General features: G+C 70.6%; 22 protein-coding genes. 3 read left to right on the forward strand and 19 right to left on the reverse strand.

Annotated elements, in window-relative coordinates; translation table 11 throughout:
- The 8 genes from ACFC1R_RS30025 to ACFC1R_RS30060 all read right to left on the reverse strand — a co-directional run.
- The coding region (locus ACFC1R_RS30025; protein WP_375943974.1) for a chorismate synthase at nt 1-105 on the reverse strand (105 nt) is incomplete at its 3' end.
- Between the two features lie 2 nt (nt 106-107).
- Entirely contained in the window at nt 108-1,304 is a 1,197-nt protein-coding gene (locus ACFC1R_RS30030; protein ID WP_375943905.1) for a 3-hydroxybenzoate 6-monooxygenase, read from the reverse strand.
- A gap of 154 nt (nt 1,305-1,458) precedes the next feature.
- Nucleotides 1,459-2,712, reverse strand: a complete 1,254-nt coding sequence (gene aroA, locus ACFC1R_RS30035) for a 3-phosphoshikimate 1-carboxyvinyltransferase (protein ID WP_375943907.1) — start codon at nt 2,710-2,712, stop codon at nt 1,459-1,461.
- Nucleotides 2,713-2,795: 83 nt separating this feature from the next.
- Nucleotides 2,796-3,908 carry a transaldolase gene (gene tal, locus ACFC1R_RS30040; protein WP_375943909.1) on the reverse strand — a complete coding sequence of 371 codons (1,113 nt, stop codon included), beginning with the start codon at nt 3,906-3,908 and terminating at the stop codon, nt 2,796-2,798.
- A complete protein-coding gene (locus ACFC1R_RS30045; protein WP_375943911.1) occupies nt 3,908-4,675 on the reverse strand; it encodes an SDR family NAD(P)-dependent oxidoreductase in 768 nt (255 codons plus the stop codon). Before ACFC1R_RS30045 ends, tal begins: the two co-directional genes overlap by 1 nt.
- 85 nt (nt 4,676-4,760) lie before the next feature.
- Nucleotides 4,761-5,240 carry an AtaL-like protein gene (locus ACFC1R_RS30050; RefSeq protein WP_375943913.1) on the reverse strand — a complete coding sequence of 160 codons (480 nt, stop codon included), beginning with the start codon at nt 5,238-5,240 and terminating at the stop codon, nt 4,761-4,763.
- Between the two features lie 203 nt (nt 5,241-5,443).
- A complete protein-coding gene (wrbA, locus tag ACFC1R_RS30055; protein WP_375943915.1) occupies nt 5,444-6,058 on the reverse strand; it encodes an NAD(P)H:quinone oxidoreductase in 615 nt (204 codons plus the stop codon).
- Nucleotides 6,059-6,216: 158 nt separating this feature from the next.
- Nucleotides 6,217-7,701 (reverse strand): multicopper oxidase family protein, encoded by a 1,485-nt coding sequence (locus ACFC1R_RS30060; RefSeq protein ID WP_375943917.1) that lies wholly within the window; start codon nt 7,699-7,701, stop codon nt 6,217-6,219.
- 362 nt (nt 7,702-8,063) lie between these two features.
- Here ACFC1R_RS30060 and ACFC1R_RS30065 point away from each other — a divergent pair, with 362 nt between their 5' ends.
- Nucleotides 8,064-8,939 carry a shikimate dehydrogenase gene (locus ACFC1R_RS30065; RefSeq protein WP_375943919.1) on the forward strand — a complete coding sequence of 292 codons (876 nt, stop codon included), beginning with the start codon at nt 8,064-8,066 and terminating at the stop codon, nt 8,937-8,939.
- 446 nt (nt 8,940-9,385) lie between these two features.
- On the opposite strand, the gene ACFC1R_RS30070 is transcribed toward ACFC1R_RS30065, so the two are convergent.
- Nucleotides 9,386-10,552, reverse strand: a complete 1,167-nt coding sequence (locus ACFC1R_RS30070) for an IS701 family transposase (protein ID WP_375943921.1) — start codon at nt 10,550-10,552, stop codon at nt 9,386-9,388.
- 367 nt (nt 10,553-10,919) lie between these two features.
- Between ACFC1R_RS30070 and ACFC1R_RS30075 the strand changes: the two genes are divergently transcribed.
- Nucleotides 10,920-11,669 (forward strand): ScbR family autoregulator-binding transcription factor, encoded by a 750-nt coding sequence (locus ACFC1R_RS30075; protein ID WP_375943922.1) that lies wholly within the window; start codon nt 10,920-10,922, stop codon nt 11,667-11,669.
- A 45-nt stretch (nt 11,670-11,714) separates the two neighbouring features.
- On the opposite strand, the gene ACFC1R_RS30080 is transcribed toward ACFC1R_RS30075, so the two are convergent.
- Nucleotides 11,715-12,371, reverse strand: a complete 657-nt coding sequence (locus tag ACFC1R_RS30080; protein ID WP_375943924.1) for a ScbR family autoregulator-binding transcription factor — start codon at nt 12,369-12,371, stop codon at nt 11,715-11,717.
- Between the two features lie 248 nt (nt 12,372-12,619).
- Between ACFC1R_RS30080 and ACFC1R_RS30085 the strand changes: the two genes are divergently transcribed.
- Nucleotides 12,620-13,525 carry a ScbA/BarX family gamma-butyrolactone biosynthesis protein gene (locus tag ACFC1R_RS30085; RefSeq protein ID WP_375943976.1) on the forward strand — a complete coding sequence of 302 codons (906 nt, stop codon included), beginning with the start codon at nt 12,620-12,622 and terminating at the stop codon, nt 13,523-13,525.
- Between the two features lie 102 nt (nt 13,526-13,627).
- Here the strand turns inward: ACFC1R_RS30085 and ACFC1R_RS30090 are convergent, their stop codons facing one another.
- From ACFC1R_RS30090 to tkt, 9 genes are all read right to left on the reverse strand, one after another.
- Nucleotides 13,628-14,392: an SDR family oxidoreductase gene (locus tag ACFC1R_RS30090; protein WP_375943926.1), complete on the reverse strand. Its 765-nt coding sequence runs from the start codon at nt 14,390-14,392 to the stop codon at nt 13,628-13,630.
- A 106-nt stretch (nt 14,393-14,498) separates the two neighbouring features.
- Nucleotides 14,499-15,218, reverse strand: a complete 720-nt coding sequence (locus ACFC1R_RS30095; RefSeq protein ID WP_375943928.1) for an HAD family hydrolase — start codon at nt 15,216-15,218, stop codon at nt 14,499-14,501.
- A gap of 146 nt (nt 15,219-15,364) precedes the next feature.
- Nucleotides 15,365-15,952 (reverse strand): shikimate kinase, encoded by a 588-nt coding sequence (locus ACFC1R_RS30100; protein ID WP_375943930.1) that lies wholly within the window; start codon nt 15,950-15,952, stop codon nt 15,365-15,367.
- Nucleotides 15,953-16,132: 180 nt separating this feature from the next.
- Complete coding sequence (locus ACFC1R_RS30105) at nt 16,133-16,477, reverse strand: hypothetical protein (RefSeq protein WP_375943932.1); 345 nt, start codon at nt 16,475-16,477, stop codon at nt 16,133-16,135.
- A 145-nt stretch (nt 16,478-16,622) separates the two neighbouring features.
- The gene (locus tag ACFC1R_RS30110; RefSeq protein ID WP_375943934.1) at nt 16,623-18,572 is read right to left on the reverse strand and encodes an anthranilate synthase family protein; all 1,950 of its coding nucleotides are present in this window, start codon (nt 18,570-18,572) and stop codon (nt 16,623-16,625) included.
- A gap of 112 nt (nt 18,573-18,684) precedes the next feature.
- Entirely contained in the window at nt 18,685-19,320 is a 636-nt protein-coding gene (locus tag ACFC1R_RS30115) for an isochorismatase family protein (protein WP_375943936.1), read from the reverse strand.
- Nucleotides 19,321-19,527: 207 nt separating this feature from the next.
- Nucleotides 19,528-20,301: a 2,3-dihydro-2,3-dihydroxybenzoate dehydrogenase gene (locus ACFC1R_RS30120; RefSeq protein WP_375943938.1), complete on the reverse strand. Its 774-nt coding sequence runs from the start codon at nt 20,299-20,301 to the stop codon at nt 19,528-19,530.
- 105 nt (nt 20,302-20,406) lie between these two features.
- Nucleotides 20,407-21,630 (reverse strand): 3-deoxy-7-phosphoheptulonate synthase, encoded by a 1,224-nt coding sequence (locus tag ACFC1R_RS30125; protein ID WP_375943940.1) that lies wholly within the window; start codon nt 21,628-21,630, stop codon nt 20,407-20,409.
- A gap of 552 nt (nt 21,631-22,182) precedes the next feature.
- Nucleotides 22,183-24,300 (reverse strand): transketolase, encoded by a 2,118-nt coding sequence (tkt, locus tag ACFC1R_RS30130; protein WP_375943942.1) that lies wholly within the window; start codon nt 24,298-24,300, stop codon nt 22,183-22,185.
- Nucleotides 24,301-24,442 lie beyond the last annotated feature (142 nt).

The following is a 24,442-nucleotide window of genomic DNA, read 5'->3' on the forward strand; positions in this document are numbered from 1 at the left end:
CACCACGGCGGTGGTCACCGGCACCCCGGCCGGCAGGCCCTCCAGCGTCGCGACCAGTGCGGGACCGTGCGACTCCCCCGCCGTCAGCCAGCGCAGACTGCCCACGGTCATCGGCCCTCGCCGTCGAGGGGCAGGCCGGCCTTGCCGCCGTGCAGCCACTCGACCTTCTGGTACAGCTCCTCGGGGGTGAAGGCGGAGAGCATGGCGTTGCGCTCCTTCGCCGCCTCGCCGATCGGGTGGTAGAGCTGCCTGCCCATCTCGCGGGCGGTCAGCTGGGTGGCGCCGGTGCGCTCGCTGCGCTCGCCGTTGAACTTCTCGAAGCGCTGCCCGAAGTCGGCGGGCTCGGTGCCGATCAGGTCGCCGAGCCAGACCGCGTCCTCCAGGGCCTGGCAGGCGCCCTGGGCGGCGTACTGGAGCATCGGGTGCGCGGCGTCGCCGATCAGGACCACCCGGCCGTCGGTCCACTTCTCGACCGGGTCGCGGTCGCAGAGCACCCAGGACTTCCAGTCCTCGCCCAACTCCAGGAGCTGGCGCGGGATCTCACCGAGGTCGGGGAACTCGTTCAGCACGAAGTCCTTCTCCACGGACTTGCCGATCACGGCCTCGGTCGCGGCGTCGTCCCGGGTGGCGGCCAGGTTGAAGTACTTGCCGCTGCCGATCGGGTAGTGGACGAAGTGCCACTTCGGCCCGGCCCACAGGGTGACGGTGTTCCAGCGCAGTTCCTCGGGCACCTTCTCCATCGGGATCACCGAACGGTAGATGGTGTGGCCCGAGACCTTCGGGTAGCCGTCGCCGATCATCTGCTTGCGGACGTAGGAGTTGATGCCGTCCGCGCCGACCAGGGCGTCGCCGTGGACCTCCTCGCCCGAGGCGAGGTGGGCGGTGACCCCGGCGGCGTCCTGCGTGTAGTGGGTCAGCCTGGCGTCGGTGCGCAGCTCGATGGTGTCCAGGGCGCGGCAGGCGTCCAGCAGCGGCTCGTAGATGTCGATCCGGTGGACCACCGCGTACGGGTTGCCGAAGCGGGTGCGGTAGTCGCCGGTGAGCGGCATGGAGGCGACCTGCTCGCTGGTCGTGCCGTCCATGAAGCGCAACTCGTCGATGAAGACGGCGCGTTCGCGGACCTGGTCGCCGACCCCGAGCCGGTCGAGGGCGTAGAAGGCGTTCGGGCCCAGCTGGATGCCCGCGCCGATCTCGGTGAAGGTGTCGCGGGACTCCAGCACCACCACCCGGTGGCCCTGGCGGGAGATGCTGAGCGCGGTCGCCAGCCCGCCGATGCCGCCGCCGGCAATGACTATCTTCGCCATCCTGGCTCGTGTTCCTCTCGTGTGTCGTCCGGCCGGTGGCCGGCGAATCGTGGGCTTGGGGGTCGGCCGTGCGGGCTCCGGCAACGCGCCGCCGGGGACGGGGCGGGCCCGCCGGGAGCGCGGGAGCTGCGCCGGCCGGCACCGGCGGATCGCGCTAGCGGGCCTGCTCCCCGAACAGGCGCCGGAGTTCGCGGTGGAAGTCGGGGAAGGTCTTGGCCACGCAGTGGGGGTCGTCGAGGACGATGCCCGGGGAGCGGAGGCCGAGGACCGAGAAGGCCATCGCGATGCGGTGGTCGCGGTGGCAGGCGATGGTGGCCGGTCCCGGGGTGCCCGGGTGGACGGTGATCCGGTCCGGGCCCTCCTCGACCCGGATGCCGAGGGCGCGCAGGTTCCGGGCGACCGCGGCGATCCGGTCGGACTCCTTGAGGCGGGCGTGGGCGATGCCGTGGATGGTGATCGGCGCATCGGCGAGCGGGGCGATGGCGGCCATGGTCATGAAGGTGTCGGAGATGTCCCCCATGTCGACCTCGAAGCCGCCGCGCAGCTGCCCGCCGCCGGTGACGGTGGTGGCGTCCTCGCCGATCTCCACCCGGGCGCCCGCCTTGGCCAGGACGTCGACGAAGTGCAGGTCGCCCTGGAGGCTGTCGCGGCCCAGGTGGGGTACGGTCACCCGTTCCCCGGTGACCGCCGCGGCGGCGAAGACGTACGAGGCGGTGGAGGCGTCCGGCTCGATCCGCAAGCTGGTCGCGGTGTAGCCGCCGGTCTCGACCCGCAGGACCAGCTCGCCGTCCGGGTTCTGGGTGGCCGTCACCCGCCCGCCGAAGCGGCGCATCAGGGCGATGGTCATCTCGATGTACGGGCGGGAGACGAGGCCGGAGACGGTGACGGTCAGCGGCTCGCGCATCAGCGGGGCGGAGAGCAGCAGGCCGGTCAGGTACTGGCTGCTGGTGGAGGAGTCCAGGTGGAGTTCGCCGCCGCGCAGTCCTCGGGCGGTGATCCGCAGGGGCAGGCCGCCGCCGGCTCCCGCCTCGACCTCGGCGCCGAGTTCGGCCAGGGCCCGGGTGAGCGGGCCGAGCGGGCGGGCGGTCAGCTGGGCGGAGCCCTCGAAGAGGAACTCGCCGTCGCCGGTGGCCGCGAGGACCGGCAGGAAGCGGGCAGCGGTGCCCGCGTCGTTGCACCAGATCCGGGCCGGGCCCGCCGGTCCGTGGCCGCAGCCCTGGACCTCCCAGTGGGCGGCGTCCACGGTGACGTCCAGACCGATGTCGGTGAGCGCGGTGCGGAAGGCGACGGTGTCGTCGCTCTCCAGCGGGTCGAGCAGCCGGGTGCGGCCGGTGGCCGCTGCGGCGAGCAGCAGTACCCGGTTGGTGATGCTCTTCGACCCGGGGATCCTGGCGGTCTTACCTGTCACGGTTTGGCTCCGGTCATCGCTCTGCGGTCCTCGGTCTGGCTGCGGTCTGCGCGGGTCCGGCCACGGCGGCCGGCCGGCGGCTCTCAGCGGCGCTTGTCGAGCTGGACGGCGATCTCGTCCAGCAGCTCGGCCCAGGAGGCGTCGAACCTCTCCAGGCCGTCCTGCTCCAGGGTTTCGAGCAGCTCCGGGTAGGAGATCTCGAACCAGTTCAGGTAGTCCCTCACCCGCTGGGCGTCGGCGTAGTACCGCTCCATCCGGTGGCGGCACGGCACCCTGCCGTGGTCGGCGACCGCGTCCAGGGTGGCCTCGGGCATGGTGTTCACGGTGTCCGGGGCGATCAGCTCGTCCACGTACCTGGTGTCGGAGTAGCCGGGGTCCTTGACGCCGGTGGAGGCCCAGAGCAGGCGCTGCGGGCGGGCGCCGTGGGCCGCCAGGCGGTCCCAGCGACCGGTGCCGAAGACCTGCCCGTGGTGCCGGTGGGCGAGGCGGGCTCCGGCGATCGCGGCCTGGCCGCGCAGTGCCCTGGTCTCCGGGGTGCCGAAGGCGTCCAGGCGCTGGTCGACGGCGGTGTCGACGCGGCTGATGAAGAAGGAGGCCACCGAGGCGATCCGGCTCAGGTCCCGGCCGGCCCGGTGGGCCTGCTCGACACCGGCCAGGAAGGCCTCGGCCACCTGCTCGTACCGCTCCGGCGAGAAGATCAGCGTCGCATTGACGCCGATGCCCTCGGCCAGGCAGCGGGTGATCGCGGGCAGTCCCTCGACCGTGGCCGGGATCTTGATCAGCAGGTTGGGCCGGTCGATCGCCCACCACAGCGCCCTGGCCTCGGCCACGGTGGCGTCGGGGTTGCGGGCGAACCTGGGGTCGACCTCGACGGACACCTGCCCGTCCCGGCCGCCGGTCTCCCGGTGGACCGGGCGCAGCAGGTCGCAGGCCCAGCGGATGTCGTAGGTGGTCAGTTCGCGGACGGCCTCCTCGGCGGTGGCCCCGCGGACGGCCAGGTCCTGCAGCTGCTCGGCGTAGGCCTCGGCGTCGGACGCCAGGGCCTGGGCGAAGACGGTCGGGTTGGAGGTGACCCCGACCACGTGGCGCTCGCGGATCAGCCGCGCGAGCCCTCCGCCGGCCAGCCGTTCCCGGCTGATGTCGTCGAGCCAGACCGACACGCCTTCGCGGGACAGTCTGCGCAGGATGTCACTCATCAGAAGGTGACCGCGACGTCGAGCACCATGTCGTGCCCGACCACGAAGGCGGCGTCGTCGCTGGCCAGCCAGAGGATGGTGGAGGCGACCTCGTCCGTCTTGGCGATCCGGTCGGTCGGCAGGTCGGCGCCGGCCCAGGTGGTGGGCCCGGCCGCGACGGCCTGCTCGGCGAGGCTGCGCTCCAGCTCGGGGTCGACCGAGCCGGGGCTGATCGCGTTGATCCGGATGCCGTCGGCGATGTACTCCTGGGCGGCGGCGCTGGTCAGGGTGGAGAGCGCCGCGGTGGAGGCGGCGAAGGCGCCGAAGCCGGTGTTGCGGGCGTGCAGGCCGACGTTGGCCGCGGTGTTGATGATGACGCCGCCGCCGTTGTCCTTCATGTAGGCGATCTCGTGCTTCATCAGCTGCCAGACGGCCGTCAGGTTGGCGGAGAGCAGGTCGCCCCAGGCGGCCTCGCAGACCTCGGCGAGCGGGCTCGGGTTGCCCTTGGCACCGGTGTTGTTGAAGGCGATGTCCAGGCCGCCGTGGCGTTCGACGGTGGTGCGGATCACCTTCATGACGTCCATGCTGTGGGTGACGTCGGCGGGGATGGCGTCGACGACGCCGCCCTCCTTCTCGATCAGCTCGACGGTCTCCATCAGCTCGTATGGTTCTCGCCCGGCCACCATCACCGTGGCACCCTCACGGGCGAAGGCCAGCGCGGTGGCCCGGCCGATGCCGGTGCCGCCTCCGGTGACCAGGGCGACCTTGCCGGCGAATCGTGCGGTCATCAGGTTCCTCCTGTGATGGGGGCTGGTGCTGTGCGCGCTCCGCGGGGCGCGGGTCAGGAGCGCCCGAAGACGAGCGCGGGCGGTGTCACGCCGCTGCGGGCAGAGGGGTGAGTTCACCCGCGGTGGCCCGGATCTCATCGACCACTGCCCGCAGTGCGTCGGTGAAATAGGCATCGGTGGCCTCGAGGAACCGGCTCTCCCGGATCACCTTCTCGATGCCCTCCGGGGCGAGGTGCACGGAAATGGTCAGCGTCGGGCCGCCGTTGTCGTCCCGGCCCACCTGGTTGACGATGGATTCGACGTCCGGGTCGCCCGGCTGGTGGTAGACGATCGACCGGCCCGGTTCGATCTCGACCCGCTGGAACACCCAGCTGCCGTCCCGGACGATCTCCCGGGTGAAACCACCGGGAAAGCGGTCCAGAATCGTGCACTCGGTGATCGCGGGGACGTACGGGACCGGATTCTCGGCTTTGCGGAGGAGCTGTTCCCAGAGCTGGACCGCGGTTATCCGCGCCGCGTCCCGGGTGCTTCCGGTATTCACCGGAACGTCCCAGGAGATCACCATCGCCGACATCGAACTCCCCCTGCCGAACCCGCCGGAATCCTTTTCCGGTAAAACTCTGCGGCAGCCGGGGCGAATGCGGCAACATGCCTTGGTCGACTTCGTCAGCTGCTCGCGCGATTCACCGGAAAACCGGTGCGGCCCGAAAACGGCGCAAGGGGACTCCGGCGAACCGGAATCCCCTTGCGCGGAGCGGGTGCGGCGGATCAGGACGCCTGCAGGCCGATCTTCAGCGCCGTGGCGATCTCGACCGCGCGGCGGGCCTGGAACTCGACCGCGCCGAGGTTCTCCTCGCCGGGCGGGTTGGTGTTGTTCGAGACGTGGCTGGCGCCGTAGGGGTTGCCGTTGCTCTCGGCGAACTGGATCGGGTCCGCCCAGCCCGGGGCCACGATGATCGCGCCCCAGTGGTAGAAGGTGTTGTTGAGGGCCAGCAGGGTGCTCTCCTGGCCGCCGTGGACCTGGCTGGTGGAGACGAAGGAGGAGGCCACCTTGTTCACCAGCTTGCCCTGGAACCACAGGCCGCCGGCGGTGTCGATGAACTGCTTGAGCTGAGCGGCCGGCAGGCCGAAGCGGGTCGGGGTGCCGAACAGGATGACGTCCGCCCACTCCAGGTCGGCCAGGGTGGCCTCCTCGACGTCGGCGGTGGCGGCGACGTGCTCGGCCCAGGCCTGGTTGCTCGCGATCGCGCCCTCGGGGGCGAGCTCGCGGACCTTGCGCAGACGGACCTCGGCGCCGGCCTTCCCGGCGGCTTCCGCGGCCGCCGCGGCCAGGGTGTGGGTGTGCCCGGTGGACGAGTAGTAGATGACGGCGACGTTGGTCACGTCCGCACTCCATTTCGGGGTGTAACTGATGGCCGGATGCAGAGAAGTCCTCGCTCGACTGTCGCCCGCCCGGACGGGGACCGGCAAACCTGCCGCGATGACTTCATCACCTTGCTTCCGCCCTGCGGAAGCGGGGAGTCGGTGCCGCGGGCGCCCGTTCAGCTGATCTGCATGTTGCCCATCATCCCCATCGCCCCGTGGTCGAAGAGGTGGCAGTGGTAGGGGTAGACGCCTTCGTAACTGTCGAACGTGATCAGCAGTTTGACGATCTCTCCGGGGAAGAGCCGGACGGTGTCCTTGAGGCCGCCCTCGGACGGGTCGGGGGCCTTCCCGTTGCGCTCCAGCACCCGGAACTGCACCTGGTGCAGGTGGAAGTTGTGCGGCGCGTACTGGTTGGCGTTGCTGACCGTCCAGACCTCGGTGGTACCCCAGGCGATCTTGGTGTCGATCCGGTTGGCGTCGTAGGTCCTGTCGTTGATGTAGGCGGCGGCGTCCGGCCGGCCGTCCTCGTCCATCCGCAGGACGAAGGTCCGGTTCACGGTTGCGACCTGCGGAGCCGCCAACTCGCCGAGCTGGTCCGGGACTTCGCTGGGGTCCGGCGCGGTGCGGGTGACGTCGAAGCGCAGCACCTGGCCGGTCTCCGGCGGCCCCGGCATCCCGGGGTTGGTCAGCACCAGCCGGGTGCCGATCGGGTATCCGGAGAAGTCGATCACCACATCGGCGCGCTCGCCCGGCGAGAGCATCAGGCCCGCGGTGGTGTGCGGCTTCTCCAGCAGGCCGCCGTCCGAACCGATCTGCACGAACGAGGTGTTGTCGGAGAGCGCCAGCGAGAAGATCCGCGAGTTGCTGCCGTTCAGGATCCGGAAGCGGTACTTGCGCGCCGCCACCTGGAAGTAGGGCCACGGCCGGCCGTTCACCAGGATGGTGTTGCGCAGGAGGTGGTCGTCCAGCTCGTAGACCAGCTGCCCGTTGGCGTCGAACCGGCCGTCGCGCAGGATCAGCGGGACGTCGTACTCCCCGCCGGGCAGCGGGAGCGAGCGCTCCAGGTCGTCGCTGAGCAGGTAGAGCGAGGTCAGACCCCGGTAGACGTTCTCGGACTCCATGTGGTGGGCGTGGTCGTGGATCCAGAGCGTCGCGTTGTCCTGGTCGTTCGGGTAGGTGTAGTTCTTCGCGCCGCCGGGAGCGATCAGGTTCATCGGCGAACCGTCGCTGTCCTGCGGGACGTTGCCGCCGTGCAGGTGGACCGAGACCGGGGTGCCGAGGTTGTTGATCTGCTTGACCACCACCCGCCGCTGGAACCTCGCCTTGATGGTCGGCCCGGGAAAGCTGCCGTTGTAGGTGTACACCTCGGTCTTCGTCTCGGGGACGATCGAGGCGTACGCCTTCTGCATCGTCACCGTGTAGTAGTCCGTGGTGGCCGACGTGGAGGTCGGGGCGAGCACCGGCGGAACGGTCAGCGGGACAGCGAACTGCGGGATCACCGCGGGCGGCGCCGTGCCGGTCGCGGTGGGGCCGGGCGCACCGGCGTCCGCGCCACCGCTGGTGTCGGCCGCGGCGTGCGGCAGGTACGGCACCAGCAGACCCGCGCCACCGACCAGCCCGGTGGTCACGCCGGCTTTCAGGGCATTTCTCCGTGACAGCATCGCTCCCCGTTCCTCCTGCGTCAGCCACGACCGGCCGGTACCAGTCGGTCAGGCCGAAACCATGCAGAGATTGTGAAGATTCGATCAACCGTCCATCGCTGATCGTGTCAGATGTGTGAAACGCCATGACAATTCCTTGTTAAACAGAGTTGTCCGGGGCACGGCGAAAGGGGCTGCGGGGCCCTCGCGATCTGACGGAGTAAGGCAGGATATGTGTCGAATCACAGACGGAGATGACTCTGTGTCAACGCGTTCCTTTAGGAGAGCGACCGGCTGCCTAAGCTGAGAAATACCAGGGGGAGATGGCGGGTCGAACCCAGTCCGACCCCGTCCCCACCTCTGCAGAAGGAGTTCCACCGACCATGCGTGCAGATCACAAGTCAGTGGTGGACCACACGAGGTTGTCCCGCCAGGCAGCCACCCGCGCGGCGGTACTCGGCTCCCCGGTCGACCAGTCCCTCTCACCCACCCTGCACCGGGCCGCCTACGCGGCCATGGGCCTCGACTGGGGCTTCGAAGCGATCGAGTGCGACGAAACCACGCTGTACGGGATGCTCGACTCCCGGAACAGCACCTGGGCCGGTCTCACCCTCGCCATGCCGCTCAAGCGGGCCGCCCTGCCCTGGCTCGACGACGTCACCGATCTCGCGCTGGACGTCGGCGGCGTGAACACGGTCGTCTTCCGCAAGGGCCGCAGCTTCGGCGACAACACCGACGCCCACGGGATCACCCTCGCACTGCGCGAGGCCGGGGTGGACGCCCCCGCCTCGGCCCTGGTGCTGGGCGGCGGCGCCACCGCCTCCTCGGCCCTCGCCGCACTGCGCGACCTCGGGATCAGGGAACCCAGCCTGGTGGTCCGCGAACACCGGCGCGCGGCCGAGGCCGCCGCCGCAGCCGGACGGCTGGGCATGGCCGTGGACGTCCACACCTTCGACCGGCTCGACGAACTGCTGCACAGCGCCGGACTGGTCATCTCGACGCTGCCGGCCGGGGCCGCCGATCCGTACGCGGCGGCGATCGTGCACTCGCGGGCGGCGGTCCTGGACGTGGTCCCCTCGGCCTGGCCGACCCGACTCGCCAAGGCCGCCGGGTTCGCCGGCAGCACGGTGGTGGACGGGCTGTCGATGCTGGTCCACCAGGCCGCCCGGCAGGTCGAGTTGATCACCGGGCGGAGCGATGTGCCGGTGGACGCCATGCGCGAGGCCGGGCAGACCGAACTGGCCCGCCGCGCGGGCTGAGCCGTCCGCCGGGGGCCGCCTTCAGCGGCCTGGTTTTCAGCGGTCGGGCTTTCGGGGACGGGCCCTTCGGGAACCGGGCGTTCGGGGGTCGATCCTGCGGAACGGGCCTTTCGGGAACCGGGCGTTGAGGGAACCGGGCGTTCGAGGCCGGGGCGTTCGAGGCCGGGGCGGACCCCTGCGGGGCGCGGGGAAGTGCGCGGAGCCGAAGGCGACCGCCTTCGGCCGGGCCCGGTGGGCCGGTTGCACCTCGTCGATCCCGGTGGAGCGGTGCGTCCTGCTCCCCTGGGGGACGACGCGATCCGGCGCTCTCCGCTGCACACGGCTCCCCGCGCCCACGGTCCGGCCGGCCGTTGCCCCTGCGGGTGACCGCGAGTGGGCCTGGCCGACCGGGCCCCTCCGGTGCGCGCAACTCCCCGCGCCCCCGGTCCGGTGGATCCCCGGAGCCGCTAGGCGGAGAGTTCCTGGGACTTGTCGAAGCCCTGGCGGCGGGCCGAGGAGAGGACCGAGATCGCGTGTGCGACCGAGCACAGGGTCGCGTGGCGGTGCCAGCCCGCGTAGCTGCGGCCCTCGAAGTCGCGCATCCCGACCTTGGCGCTGACCTCGGAGAAGTCCTTGGCCACCCGGCGGGTGAGCCGGCCCAGGCGCAGCAGTGCCACCGGCGGCACCTCCACCATGTTGGAGAGCCACAGCTCCGGCGGCTGCCCCTTGGACCCCGACCAGCCGCCGACCAGGGTCAGTGCCCGCTCGGGCAGACCGGGCGAACCGGGGCGGCGGATCGAGGGCATGGTCACCCGGGTGCCGCTGACCAGGATCGAGCGGGTGATCGAGTAGTCGGGGTCGACCCAGCCCACCGGCCGGGAGAACCGCTTCGCCCACTCGATCAACTGCTGTGCCTGGAAGAGCCGTTCGCCCCGTCCCGGCAGGCTGAGGTCGAAGCCGACCAGCCGGGTGGCACCGCCGACCCGCATCACGAAGGGCACGCCCCGGCGGGTGAACTCCTCGACCAGCGCGGTGGCGTCCAGTTCACGGGCGTCCAGTACGGCCGGGCGGCGGCGCAGGCCCCAGTCCGGGCCGGCGAGTTCCACCACGGTGTTGACGGCGCACAGTTCGGGGCTGGCCGCGGCGACCTCGTCCGGTATCTTGGCGCGCCGACGGCGCTCCTCGTTGTCCAGCCACCCCGGGGGCAGGAAGAGCCCCCAGTTCACCGGGGCGCTCATGTCCTCGTTGGCGAGCCACACCCCGTACGCCTGCTGGCTGTTGACGACCCGTCCGAGCTCGGTGCGGAAGGACTCCTCGACTCCGACGGAGTGTGCACCGGCCTTCGGGACGGCCATCGAGCTCAGTACCCAGGCCTGCGGCAGCACCACGCGGTCCAGGTGGCGGGCCAGCGTGTGCCTGACCTTCTCCCAGCACCACGAGGAGTCGCTGATGAAGTGGTGCAGGCTCTGCTCGGCGGCGCCGTAACCAGCCACCGAGGCGAGCGCTCGCATCGACTTCCGCCCCGGCACCGACAGCAGCCCGGAGATGTACCACTCTCCACGGGCCCGCTGGTCACGGCGCTTCAGCGAGGCGAGCATCCGGCGGGAGAAATCCGTGACGAAGTCGTCCGCCACGTCCCCCCAGATTCTGTCCGGAACATCCTTCTCGATCCGCTCCACAGCCCCCGTCCCCCTCTTCTGCGGTTGCACTCGCACCTCCGGGCGTGACGCCGGGAGGCCAGACGTGTGGTGCTGGCAGGGAGTCACGATACCGAACCGACTGGTTGGTTTTGAATACTTCGTCAGAACCTTTATGGAGATTCAAAGAACCTGCCCGGAAGAGAGTGATACCGCACAGTTGGTTTGTTAAGCTGCCGTACACGCACATCTGCGCCACCCGTCAACCGGGCGGCAGTCGGCCGGACGGCGGAGTGACGGGCTTGCTGCACCCCGGCCGGCCACCCACCTCCGCCGCCCGGCCGCCCAGCACGAGGGAGAGGCCATGCCCCGCCAGGAACGGGCCGAACGCACCAGGCAGTTACTGGTCGAGGCCGCCGCCGCCTCCTTCGACGCCGACGGCTACGCGATGACCGGCCTGGGGGACGTCACCAGGCTCTCGGGCATGTCGAAGGGCGCCCTGTACTTCCACTTCGGCTCCAAGGAGCAGCTGGCGGAGGCGGTCCTGGCCGGCTCCCGGGACGGGCTGCGGGAGAGCATCCGCGAGGCTCGCGGACCGGGCGGTTCGACCATCCAGTACCTGATCGACCTGTGCCACGGCCTGGCCCGCCGGGTCGATGACGACGTGGTGTTCAGGGCCGGCCTGCGGCTGACCGCCGACCCCGGCCTGGACTCGTCCATCTGTCCGTCGCCGCACGGCAGTTGGGTGAGGATGGTGCGGCTGCTGCTGAAGCGCGCGGCCGACCGGCGAGAGGTCCGCACGGACGCCCCGGTGGAGGTGACGGCCACCCTGCTCGCCGCCGCCGTGACGGGCGTCGAGGTGCTGGCGCGGCAGGACGCGCAGTGGCTGGACCGCGAGGTGATCACCCGGCTCTGGCGGGCGGTGCTTCCGACCCTGGTGCCGCCCGAGGAGCTGGGCCGGCTGGACGCCTCGGGGTCGGAACCCGAACCGGACCCGCTGCTTCCGGCTCCGGGTGCCATGCTCTCCGGCCCGGACCCGGCGGGTCGTTCCCAGTCGGAGGCCGCACCCGCGCAGGCCCCAACTCCACCTTCGCGCACCGGACATGACAAGTGAGAGGGCGCGACGCTCCACACGTCGCGCCCTCAACCGGAACGCTTATTACTGGAACAGCTCGCTGCCGCCCTCTTCCGGCGGGAGCAAGGCGCGAGCCCCCCGGCCCGGCGCCGTGTCCAACCGCGCCAGCGTGGATGGTGTCGCCACGCATGGCAGGAGGTGCTGCCACAGGATCGAGATGCGCCGCTCCAGATCCGCCATTCCCGAGACGATCTGAGAGAAGGACTGGATGCCGTTGAAACAGCCGACCACCAGCTCAGCCGTCTCCTTGGCGTCAACCTGGGGCAGCGTCTCGCCCTGCGCCTTGGCCTCCTCGACCAGCCCCTGGCAGACGTCGGCCCAGGCGATCAGCGGATTGCTGTCGGCGAAGTCCACCGACCCCCGCTCCAGGGCGAGCCTGACCCCGGCCCGAAGCATCGCGTCCCCCGGCAGGGCATGCGCCACCGCCATCGTGACATCCACCAACTGCTGTAGTTTGGAGGCATTCTGAGCCAATCGGAGGTGCAGGGTCTGCTCCTGCATCACCCCTCTGGCCAGTGCCTCCTTGGAGGGGAAGTGGAAGTACAGCGCACCCTTCGTCACCTGCACCCTCGCGAGGATCTGCTTGATGGACGCCGCGTCGTAACCGAACTCGTCGAAGACTTCCGCAGCCCCCTGCAAGATCACCTGGCGCGTGCGGATCGCGCGCTCCTGCTGTGCCATCAGGGTTCTCCTGTCGTACTCACTGCACCGCGTCCCGCCCCCCATGCCACAAGATTGAGCGGCGGAACGACTCACAAATAAACCGGCTGACCTGTATTGTGATTCCAGGGCCATGAGGGCCCTGACCCACGCTCTTCGTGATCCTCGGGGGAGGGGACATGATCGAGTCGCCATCCGTCGCTGCAGCTCCAGACTGCGCGCTGTTCAGTCCACCCTATGGCTACAGTCCGGCCCGGCTGCCCGCGGCAATGACGCACTTCACTGCCACTGTCCCCAAGGAACTCGTCCACCGCGCCGCCGTGGCCGAGGTCCTGCTGACACGCTGGTTCCGGCTCGACGACACTCGCTTCAGCGCCTCCGCACAGTGGCCCAGAGGGCACAGTTTCTTCACATCTCCCGACGGCCTTCACCATGACCCCGTACTCATTGCGGAAACCATCCGACAGGTCGGTACCTTACTTGCTCATGCCGAGTTCGGCGTACCGATGGACAGCTATTTCCTGCTAGAGACGTTGCACTTCGACACCGACCTGCGGGGACTGGAGGTCAGGAGGACACCGGCCGACCTGGAGCTGGCGGTCACCGCCACCAACCTCCGGCACAGCGGCGGCCAGCTGAGCTCTGTCTGCTACGAGGCCGAGTTCCTGCGCGATGGCGTCCGGGTGGCAACCGCCCAGACCCGCGCCAGCTTCCTCAGGCCGGCCGTCTACCACCGAATACGCGGCGGCCGTCTGCTGGCACAGCCGAGCTCACCGCTGCTGCCCGCGCCGGTGGAACCCGCACTCGTCGGCCGCCGGGTCGACTCCGATGTCGTGCTCGCCCCCACCGGGGTCCCGCAGCGCTGGCTGTTGCGAGCGGACATCCGGCACCCGATCCTCTTCGACCACCCCAACGACCACCTCCCCGGGATGGTGCTCATCGAGGCGGCCCGTCAGGCGGCCAGGATCCTGGCACCGGAGGCCGAGACGATCACCTCACTCGACAGCTGCTTCACCCGGTTCGTGGAGTACGACGCGCCCTGCTGGATCGAGGCCCAGGAGGTGGCCACGGCGAACCCGGCCGTCCGTCAGTTGACCGTCCGCGGTGAGCAGTTCGACCAGACGGTCTTCACAGCCACGGTCTCGGCACCCGCACGGGTTCCCGTCACCGCGTGACACCCCGGTGGGACGTCGTGGGAACGGAAGGACGAGAGGGTGCCGGCTCGGTTGTCGAGCCGACACCCTCTTCGTGGGGCCGGGCAGAGCACCCGCACCGGGTCAGAGCCGGGATCCACCACTTGCGTCGATCCGCTGCCCGGTGATCCAGCGGGAGTCGTCCGAGGCGAGGAAGGTGACAATGTCTGCCACATCCTCGACCTGGCCGACTCGTTTGAAGGCCGAGTAATCCTCCAGTGCCGCGACCGCCTCGGGAGTCGTCCGCCGACGGGCGTTCATGTCCGTGGCCACGAAACCCGGGGCGACCACGTTGACCGTGATCCCTCGGCCGCCCAACTCCTTGGCCAGCGCCAGGGTGAGAGTCTCCAGCGCTCCCTTGGTCATCGCGTACGCCACCCCTTCGGGGAAGGCGATCCTGGTGGCAGCCGAGGAGACGTTGACGATCCTCCCCCCGTCCCGCAACCGGGGCAGGCCCTGCTGAACGAGGAAGAGCGGGGCCTTGGCATTGACCGCGACCAGCCGGTCGAAGTTCTCCTGGGTCACCTCGCCGATGCCGGCGGGGACACTGATGCCGGCATTGTTGACCAGGATGTCCAAACCGGGGCGCACACCGAGGCCATCGAGCGCCGCGTCGAATCGGGCGTAGAGCGTATCGACGTCGTCGGGAACACCGAGTTCGGCGCAGACCGGGAAGGCCCGGCCGCCGGCCTGCTCGATCAGAGCGACAGTCTCGTCGGCCGCCGCCCCATTGCCACCGTAGTGCACAGCGACGAGAGCGCCGTCCTGGGCCAGACGCCGTGCGATGCCTCGGCCGATTCCGCGGCTCGCCCCGGTGACGAGAGCGGTCTTCCCGTCGAGTGCCCCCACGGGGCGCCCCCCTTCGGTGTCGGTGATCACCCCGGCTTTCACACCACAGAGTCGTGGCTCGAGGTCTGCGACCTGCCAGATTCGTGGCTGGCCGGGTTTGCGGCGGTCAGCCCAGCGCGGCCACTGCCTGCCGCGGCCAGACCTCGCCCGCCTCGGCCTGTGCGTCCAGGGTGCGGATCAGGGCCTCGTCGATCTCGTCGAGGGAGTCGACGATGTGGCGCACCCCGGCTTCGCGCATCAGCCGGCGCTGGAAGCCGTGCCGGAAGTCCGAGGGATGACCGATGAAGGGGACGCCGAGCGCCCTCGCGTGTTCGCCGACCCGGGCCACGTCGTCGATGAAGAGCACCTCGTCGTGGTCGAGGCCGAAGACCTCGGTGACGATCTCCGTGACTCCCGGGCGGAAGTCGTTGGTGCAGACGTACCCGGGCCGGTCGAAGAGGCCGGTGTGGTCGCCGAGGTGGCGGTCGAAGTGGGAGCGTTCCAGGCCGCCGTAGCAGACCGTGCGCAGACCGAGCGCGCGCAGTCGCCCGACCAGCGGGACGGCGCCGGCCAGCAACCGGTTCGGGTCCCGCACCAGGTACTCGGCCCGCTCCTGGAAGTACACCTCCAGGGTCCGTTCCACCGACCAGTCGACTCCGGCGGCCTCGGCTATCACCACGGCGGCGTCGGCCTGCCGCTGGGAGAAGATCCGGCGCTCGGTCTCCGCCGAGTACCGGCCTCCCCGGCTGGTGATGAAGTGGTGGATCACCGGGCTGAAGGTGTCGTTCAGCATCACGCCGTCGATGTTCACGGCGACGGCCTTGAGCCGTCTCAGCGGTCCCGTCATGGTGGCGCCCCCTCAGGTCTGCGCCCATGTTAGGGGGGGAGGACTGGTGAAGATCAACTATTGGTGTACGAGGTAATCGGTATTTCACATATGAACTCCTATGACAGAAGCGGCATATGTGACAGGAGTGGTCAGGTGGGACTCCTTCACCGGCCGACCTGGAGCCGCAGGTCGGCCAGCGTCAGCCCGGCCGCGTACTGGGCCGCACGGGCGGCGTCGGCCGCGGCGTCCCGGGCCGCGAGCAGCACCGCGATCCGCCCGGCCACCGCGCGTGACGGTCCGTTGGCCGCCACGCTGAAGGTGGCCAGCCTGCGGTAGATCGGCGTGCGGACCGCGATCACCGTGCGGAGCCGTCCCCGCGGATCGTCCGCCAGCAGCGGACGGGTCTCCGCCGTACCGATCCGGGCCGCCAACTGCTCGGCCCGGACCGCGAGGTGGATCACCGTGTGCTCCCGCAGCAGCCGCTGGGTGGACTCTTCCAGCACCGCTCCCCCGCCCACCGCCAGCACGCCCCGGTGTTCGGCCAGCGCCCGGCGGACCGCCTCGCGCTCGCGCACCCGGAAGTGGGCCTCGCCCTCCTGCTCCAGGAGCTCGGGGATCGGACGCCCCGCGGCCAGCTCGATGTCCGCGTCGGTGTCCCTGAACCGCACACCGAGGTGCCCGGCGAGCAGCCGTCCCACGGTGGACTTGCCGGAGCCGGGTGCGCCGATCAGAACGGCCACCGGTCGGTCCATCTGAACTCACCGTCACTTCCGTGCTGTTGGAGCGGATCAGGAGCGGAAACAGGACCGGACCCAGGGCCGGAACCAGGGACAGCACCGGCGCCGGAGGCGGGACCGGCCGCGGAACCCGGTGCGGACCCCGGCTGCGGACTCGGCTGCGGACCCGGGGGTCAGGAGCGGTGCCGGGAGCGCTCAGGCGCCTTCGAGCGCCAGGCCGAGGCCGGACAGACCGGCGAGCGCCGCCAGCTGGTGGGTGCCCTCGGCGGTCGCCTCGACGTCGAAGGCGAACCGGTGGCTGGGCGGGTAGCCGATCAACTCGGCGGCCCGGGGCGGGATCTGCTGTGCGGCGGCCTCGGCCGACTCCCAGAGGAAGATCGCACCCCAGCGCCCGCTCTCCCGGTCCGAGATCCAGGTCTTCAGCACCAGCCCCGGGAAGCCGGTGAACCGGTCCACCGCCTCGTTCCGCAGGAAGTCCCGGAGATCGTCGATGCTCCGGTCGGACTCGGCCAGGTCCCACCAGACGACTACGGCACGCATGTGTTCTCCTCACGAGGGATGTCGCACCACCGGGGGTGCACGGGGCCCGGCCGGCCGGGAAGCTGCCCGAGGCGCGGGGAACCGCACGGCCGGCGCACCGGCGAAGTCACCGGACCGGCGGCGCGGTTCCCCGCGCCCTACGGGCTCACGCCAGCAGGGAGGTCAGCGCGTCGGTGATGATGGCCAGGCCGTCCTGGCTGAGCACCGACTCCGGGTGGAACTGCACCGAGCGGAAACCCGGACCGCGCAGGGCGTGGATCTGGCCGGTCTCCGGGTCACGGCTCACCTCCACCTCCGCTTCGAGGCCGGGGACGGAGACGGCGACCCGGTCGGCGTCGCTGCGCCCGGCGAAGGTGTTGTAGAAGCCGACCAGTTCGGTCCGGCCGAAGAGGTCGATCTTCTTCGCCACGCCCTGGTTGGGCAGTTCCCGGCGCACCAGGTCGAAGCCCAGGGCCCGGCACAGCACCTGGTGGCTCAGGCAGACCGACAGGAACGGCAGCTCGCCGCCCAGCAGCCGGCCGGTCGCCCCACGCAGGTGGGCGATCTTCGGGTGGTCCGTCTCCTGCGGGTCCCCCGGTCCCGGGCCCAGGATCACCAGGTCGTACCCGTCGAAGCTGTACTCCTCGTCGAACCGCCGTACCGTGACGGCGAGTCCGAGCGAGCGCAGCTGGTGGTCCCACATCGCGGTGAAGGTGTCCTCGGCGTCCACCACCAGCACCCGGCGGCCGGCCAGCGCCGGGACCGGGCGGGTGCGGGTGTCAGCCGACTCCAGCCAGAACGGCGCCAGCGCGACGTTGCGCTGTGCCAACGCCTCCAGGACGTCGGGGTGCCGGGCCAGCCCGGCGCCCGTCACCGTACCGCCGGCGCCGGTCCCGGGGGCACCCTTCGCGCCGAAGGCGGCGAGCAGCCCGGCGGCCTTCGCCGTCGTCTCGGCCACCTCGGACTCCGGCTTGGAGTCGCGGACCAGGGTGGCGCCGACGCCGATCTGCAGCCGCCCGGAGGCGTCGATGTCGGCCGTCCGGATCAGGATCGAGGAGTCCAGGGTGCGGCCGCCCTCGGCGTCCCGTCCGATCAGGGCCACCACGCCGCTGTAGTAGCCGCGGCCGGCCGGCTCGTACCGGCTGATCACCTTGGCCGCGCTCTCCAGCGGGCTGCCGGTGACGGTGGGCGCGAACATCGTCTCGCGCAGGATGTCGCGCACGTCGCGGGTGGTGTGCCCCTCGATGAAGTACTCGGTGTGCGCGAGGCGGGCCATCTCCATCAGGTGCGGGCCGGTCACCCGGCCACCGGACTCGCTGATCCGGGCCATCATCTTGAGCTCTTCGTCGACCACCATGTAGAGCTCGTTGGCCTCCTTGGGGTCGGCCAGGAAGGAGAGCACGCCTGCGAGCGTCGGCCCGGTCTCGGGGTAGCGGTAGGTGCCGCTGATCGGGTTCATCACCGCGACCCCGCCGGAGAGGCTGACGTGCCGCTCGGGGGTGGCTCCGACGAAGGTCCGGTCACCGGTGTGGATGACGAAGGTCCAGTACGCGCCGCGCTCGCGCTCCAGCAGGCGGCGGAAGAAGGTGAGTGCGGCGGCGGTCGAGTACCCGGAGATGTCGGCCACGAAGGCCCGCCGGATGACGAAGTTGGCGCCCTCGCCCTGCCCGATCTCCTTCGCCAGGATCTCCTTGACGATCTCGGCGTACGCCTCGTCGTCCACGTCGAAACGGCCGTCCACCAGCTCGATCGGCAGGTCCGGCAGCCGGTCGACGGCCTGGGCGACCGGAAGGGCGCCCTGCTCGGCAACGGTCAGGGTGATCAGCGGAGAGCCGTCGTCGGCGGCCGCGAAGCCGCGCTCGGCGATCTGCCGGTACGGGACCAGCGCCAGCACCTCGTGCTCCACCCGCCCGGTGGCCGGCGCCCCGGCCGGGGCGGTGGGCAGCGGGATCTCCGCCAGCGTCGCGACCTCGGACACCGCACCGATCAGCACCTCGATCTCGTCCGCGGCACCCGTCTCCGGACGGTGCAGCAGCGCGAAGGCCGGCGGCTGCTCGGCGAGCACCCGTTCCAGCAGCGCAAGGCTCTCCGGGCTCCCGGCCCCCGTGTACGTCATGGTGTTCCCCTCCAGGTCGGCGTGCGGTCGGCGTGCGGTCGGCGCACGCCGGCGTACGGTAGGTGCGAGTCGGCGGCGGCAGTGACTGATGAAGCGTCAGACCTGCGCTGGATCAGGCGAGTTGGTCGAGCACGGTCTTCGCGGTGACCACCATCGCGCAGCGCTCCGCCGCATAGGTCAGGGCCCGGTGGTGGTACTCCAGCGAGAAGTCGGCGATGGCGTCGCCGACCAGGAAGGGCTGGATGTCGAGCGTGAAGGCGTCACAGGTGCTCATCAGCACGCCGACATGCGCGTACACGCCGCAGACGATCAGCTGGTCGCGCCCCTGCTCCCGCATGAACTGCTGGAGTTCGGTCTTGTGGAACGCGCTGTACCGCCACTTGGTCAGCACCAGATCGCCCTCGGCGGGCCGGATCGGCTCGACCACCTGCTTGTGCTCCGGGTCGATGGTCATGCCCGGTCCCCAGAAGTCGTTCAGCAGGCCGCGCTGCTCCGGCGTCATCCCGCCCGGCTGGGCGGTGTACGCCACCGGGATGCCGAGTTCGGCGCACCGCTCGCGCAGCAGGGTGGCGTTGCGGACCAGGTCGGTCACCGGGGACTCGCCGGCCGGGAAGGGCTTGAGGAAGTACTTCTGCATGTCGTGGATCAGCAGGACCGCGCGCTTCGGGTCCACCGTCCACCGGGCGATGTTCTCCGGCAGGTCGCCCTGCCCTGGCATCGGGTAAGCCGTGATGGCGGGGATTCCCATGGAGATGTCCTCTCAGCTGGAAGGTGTCGCCGGGCGACGGCGGCCGGTGGCGGGGAGGCCACCGGCCGCCGCGCTCGGCGGCCGGGGTGCGCTCGGTGGTCGAGCCGCTCCGCGGCCGTGGTGCTCAACGGCCCTGCAGCGCAGCGGCCTTGGTGCTCGGCGGCCTCAGCGGCCTCGGTACTCGGTGAGGCCTCAGTGACCGGGGTCTCAGTGACCGAGGGCCGCGCCGCCGTCGACGGTGAGTTCGTGCATGGTGATGTGCGCGGCCATGTCGGAGAGCAGGAACAGCACCGCGTCCGCGATGTGCTCCGGCTGAGCGATCCGCCCGAGCGGGATGCCCACCCGGTAGGCCGAGGCCACACCGTCGATGGAGGCCCTGGCCGCACTGCTGTCCTCCCAGAGGGAGCTCAGCATCGGGGTGTCGGTCGAGCCGGGGGCCACCACGTTGGCACGGATGCCGAACTTGGAAACCTCCAGCCCGAGGGTCTTGGTGAACATGGTCGCCGCGGCCTTGGAGGCCGAGTACGCCGACATGTCCATGCGCGCCGTACCGGCCGCGTTCGACGCCACCGTGACGATGGCGCCGCGCCGTCCCTGGGCCAGCATCCGGTTGACCACCGCACGGGAGGTGAAGAAGACCCCGGTGGTGTTGACCGCGAAGGTGGTGGTCCAGTCGTCGTCGGTGAGGTCTCTGGCCTGCCCGAGCCGAAGCACGCCCGCGCCGTTGACCAGGTAGTCGATGCCGCCGAGATGCTGCTCGACCTCGGCCACCACGCTCTCGACGGCGGCGCTGCTGGTCACGTCGACGGGGAACGCCTCGGCCCGTCCGCCGTCGTTCCGCAGCTCCTTGGCGAGCTCCTCCAGCCGGTCGCCGTTCCGGTCGACCAGGGCCACCGTGACTCCGCGCCCGACCAGGGCCCGAACCACGGCCTCACCGATACCTCCGGCCGCACCGGTGACCAGCGCGACCTTGTTTTCCATCCCATGGACACTCATAACGACCCCACCGATCGAAGATGATCGACCATTGCCGGTCGGATATTCCTGAGGCGGCTGCGGTCACCGCTCAGCCTGTTCGTGCAATTACTAGACCCGCCAAGCACCGACGACCTCTAGGGCCTGCTCCGGGTTCAGCCGGGGGTCGCAGAAACTGGTGTACTTCTCGCCGACACCCGCCACGCAGTCCGCGTTGTGCGCGCATTCCGTGACATCGTCCGGCGTGGTCTCCAGGTGAATTCCGCCGGCCACGCCACCGGCTTCGGTGACGGCCTTCTGGAACTCCGTGACCTCCTTGATCACGGTCTCCACCAGCCGGGTCTTCAGACCGTCGGGACCGCTCACGGTGTTGCCGTGCATCGGGTCCGTGAGCCAGATGACCGGGTGACCGGCCGCCCGGACCGCCACCACCATCTCCGGCAGCCGGTCGGCCACCTTGTCGGCGCCCATCCGGGCGATCAGGGTGAGCCGGCCGGGCTCGCGGCCCGGGTCGAGCTTCTCGCATAGGGTGAGCACGTCCTCGACGGACATGCTCGGGCCCACCTTGCAGGCGACCGGGTTGGCCACCGAGGCCAGCAGGGCGACGTGCGCCCCGTCCAGCTGGCGGGTCCGGTCCCCGATCCACGGCCAGTGGGTCGAGGAGAGGTACGTGCGGCCGAAGTCGTCGTACCGGATCAGCGGCACCTCGTAGTCGAGGAGCAGCGCCTCGTGGCTGGTCCAGACCGGCGCGCCGACTGCGGGGAGCCGGGCGGCGGACCGGGCGCGCAGGGTCTCCATGACCGTGCCGGCGGCCTCGTAGCCGGCCAGCAGGCGGTTCGGGTCCGGACGGCGCAGCTCGGGGTCGGGCTCCGGGCTGTTGACCATGTGGCCGCGGTAGACCGGCAGTTCGACGCCGTCCACCACCTCGGTCGGGTTGGAGCGGGGCTTGCCGAACTGTCCCGCCATCCGGCCGACCCGGATCACCGGGCGCAGCGAGTTCATGGACATGGCGCCGGCCAGTGCGTCCAGCAGGCCAACCTTGCGGGTGACGTAGCCGGGTTCGCACTCGGCGGGGTCCTCGGCGCAGTCACCGGTCTGGATCACCTGGACCCGGCCGGCCGCGACCTCGGCCAGCAGGGCGCGGAGCTCGGCGACCTCGGCGGAGTTCACCAGTCCCGGGCGGTCCGCGAGCACTGAGGTGACCTCGGCCAGGAGGTCCGGGTCCTCCCACTCCGGCTGCTGCTTGGCGGGGAACGACTTCCAGTAGTCGATCCCGCTTTCCGACAGCGTCGGACCGGCGGCAGCCGGTCGCGTCGCAATTGCGTCGCTACTCACTCATTACCTCCGTGGTCATGAATTGTTCACTTGCCCGGAAATCGGAGACCGCCAAATTCGCCCACAGCGCCGAGTGCACCGCGCCGGCCAGGCCGCCCGCATTCGTACTGGATTCCGAGAGAAGGGCCGACCTTTTCCACGAGTCTGTGCAGGCGAAACACCGGGGTCAACGGCCGTCCGGCATCTTCGTCAAGTATCGAGCACTCTGTCAATTTCGCTCATGAACGCATTGTGAATAGTCTTCCCAGCCTTCCGAAAAAAGCCACGGGAAATCATCATCTGGCCATTTATCGGAATAGTCGTCCGGAATTTCGGTCAGCTGTCCCGGCATCCGGGAAGCAGTCGGAGGACTTCGCCAGAACGGCCTCAGGGGAGGGAGTGGCCCCGGCACTGCGTCAGGTCCCGGCGCTGCGCCGGGACGGGGCACTGCGCCGGGTCAGGGCCGAAGCCGGGGAACGCCGGAGCCGGGGAACGCCGAAACGGCCGAGGGCCCGACCACCCCTGATGGGGTGATCGGGCCCTCGGCCGTCGCTGCGGGTCTCCGCCGGGCGGTCAGTCCCGGCTGCGCGCCTTCGCCAGGCTGCTGCGCGCGTGGGCGGCGACCCGCTCGGGGGTGAACCCGAACTGCTCGTACAGGGTCTGGTACGGCGCTGACAGGCCGAAGCGGTCCAGGCCGACCGACTCGCCGGCCTCGCCGACCAGTGCGTACCAGCCGAGCGAGGAACCCGCCTCGACCGAGACCCGGGCCCGGACGCCGCGCGGCAGCACCGACTCCCGGTACTCGGCGTCCTGTTCGTCGAACCACTCGACGCACGGCATCGAGACCACCCGGGTCGCGGTGCCCTCGGCCTGGAGGATCTCCCTGGCCCGCAGCGCGATCGGCACCTCGCTGCCGGTGGCGATCAGGATCACCTCCGGGGCGCCGCCGGCCGCCTCGGCGAGGACGTAGCCGCCTCTGGCCGCGCCTTCGGCGGCGGCCAGACCGGTGGCGGGGGTGCGCTCCAGCACGGGCAGGTTCTGCCGGGAGAGGCAGAGGCCGGCGGGCCGGTCGGTGTTCTCGATGATGGTCCTCCAGGCGACGACGGTCTCGTTGGCGTCGGCGGGACGGACCACGTCCAGCCCGGGGATGGCGCGCAGGCTCGCCAGGTGCTCGACCGGCTGGTGGGTCGGACCGTCCTCGCCGAGGCCGATCGAGTCGTGCGTCCAGACGTAGGTGACCGGGAGGTTCATCATCGCGGCGAGCCGCACCGAGGGGCGCATGTAGTCGCTGAAGACCAGGAAGGTGCCGCCGTAGGGGCGCGTACCGCCGTGCAGCGCGATGCCGTTGAGGATGCCGCCCATCCCGTGCTCGCGGATGCCGAAGTGCAGGGTGCGGCCGTAGCGGTGGCCCTTGAAGGCGGCGGTCTGGAGCTCCTCGGGGACGAAGGACGGCTCGCCCTTCATCGTGGTCAGGTTGCTCTCCGCCAGGTCGGCGGAGCCGCCCCAGAGTTCGGGCAGTACGGGTGCCAGCGCCGAGAGCACCTCGCCGGAGGCCTTCCGGGTGGCCACCTCGGTACCGGCCGGGAACTCCGGCAGCGCCGAACTCCAGTCCGCCGGCAGGGTCCTGGTCGAGATCCGGTCGAACTCGGCCGCGCGGGCGGGCTCCGCGGTCCGCCAGTCCCCGAAGGACTTCTCCCACTCCTGCCGGGCCCGCCGACCGCGCTCGACCACCTGCCGTGCGTGGTCCAGGAGTTCGGCCGGGACGTCGAAGGACTTCGCCGGGTCCAGGCCGAGCGCCTGCTTGGTGGCGGCGACCTCGGCGGCACCGAGCGCGGAGCCGTGGATCTTGCCGGTGTTCTGCTTGGTCGGCGCGGGCCAGCCGATGATCGTCCGCAGCGCGACGATCGAGGGGCGGCCGGTCTCGGCCCGCGCCGCGCTGAGCGCGCCGTGCAGCTGTGCGACGTCCTCGACGTACTCGCCGGTCTCGGTCCAGTCCACCCGCTGCACGTGCCAGCCGTACGCGGCGTACCGGGCCAGCACGTCCTCGGAGACGGCGATCTGCGTGTCGTCCTCGATCGAGATGTGGTTGTCGTCGTAGAGCACGACCAGGTTGCCCAGCTTCTGGTGGCCGGCGATCGCGCTGGCCTCGTGGCTGATGCCCTCCTCCAGGTCGCCGTCGGAGGCGAAGACCCAGATGGTGTGGTCGAACGGGCTCTGCTCCGGCGCCGCCCCGGGGTCGAAGAGGCCGCGCTCGCGGCGGGCGGCCATCGCCATGCCGACCGCGTTGGCGAAACCCTGGCCGAGCGGTCCCGTGGTGGTCTCGACGCCGGGCGTGTGGCCGTACTCCGGGTGGGCGGGGGTCAGGCTGCCCGCGGTGCGCAGCGCCTTGAGGTCGTCCAGGGTCAGGCCGTAGCCGGACAGGAACAGCTGGATGTAGAGCGTGAGGCTGGAGTGGCCGCAGGAGAGCACGAAGCGGTCCCGGCCCGCCCACGCGGGGTCGCTCGGGTCGTGCCTGAGCAGCCGCTGGAACAGCAGGTACGCCGCCGGGGCCAGGCTCATCGCGGTGCCCGGGTGTCCGTGTCCGGCGGCTTCGACCGCGTCCGCCGCCAGGGCCCTGGCCACGTCGACGGTCCGGCGGTCCAGCTCGGTCCACTCGAAATCGGTTGCACTGCTCGGGATCTGAGTAGTCATCGGCTGCTCAGGGCTCCTCTCCAGGGGTGCTGCGGCTCGGTTGCACGGGGAGTCTGCAGAACGGGCGCAGGGCACTGAGAGGCCGTCATCGACGCTGCTGTCGCAGCTTCCGCCGGCGCCGTCCGAGGCACAGCGGGCAAGC

Origin of the sequence: Kitasatospora sp. NPDC056138, assembly GCF_042264695.1 — a bacterium.
Classification (GTDB): Bacteria; Actinomycetota; Actinomycetes; order Streptomycetales; family Streptomycetaceae; genus Kitasatospora.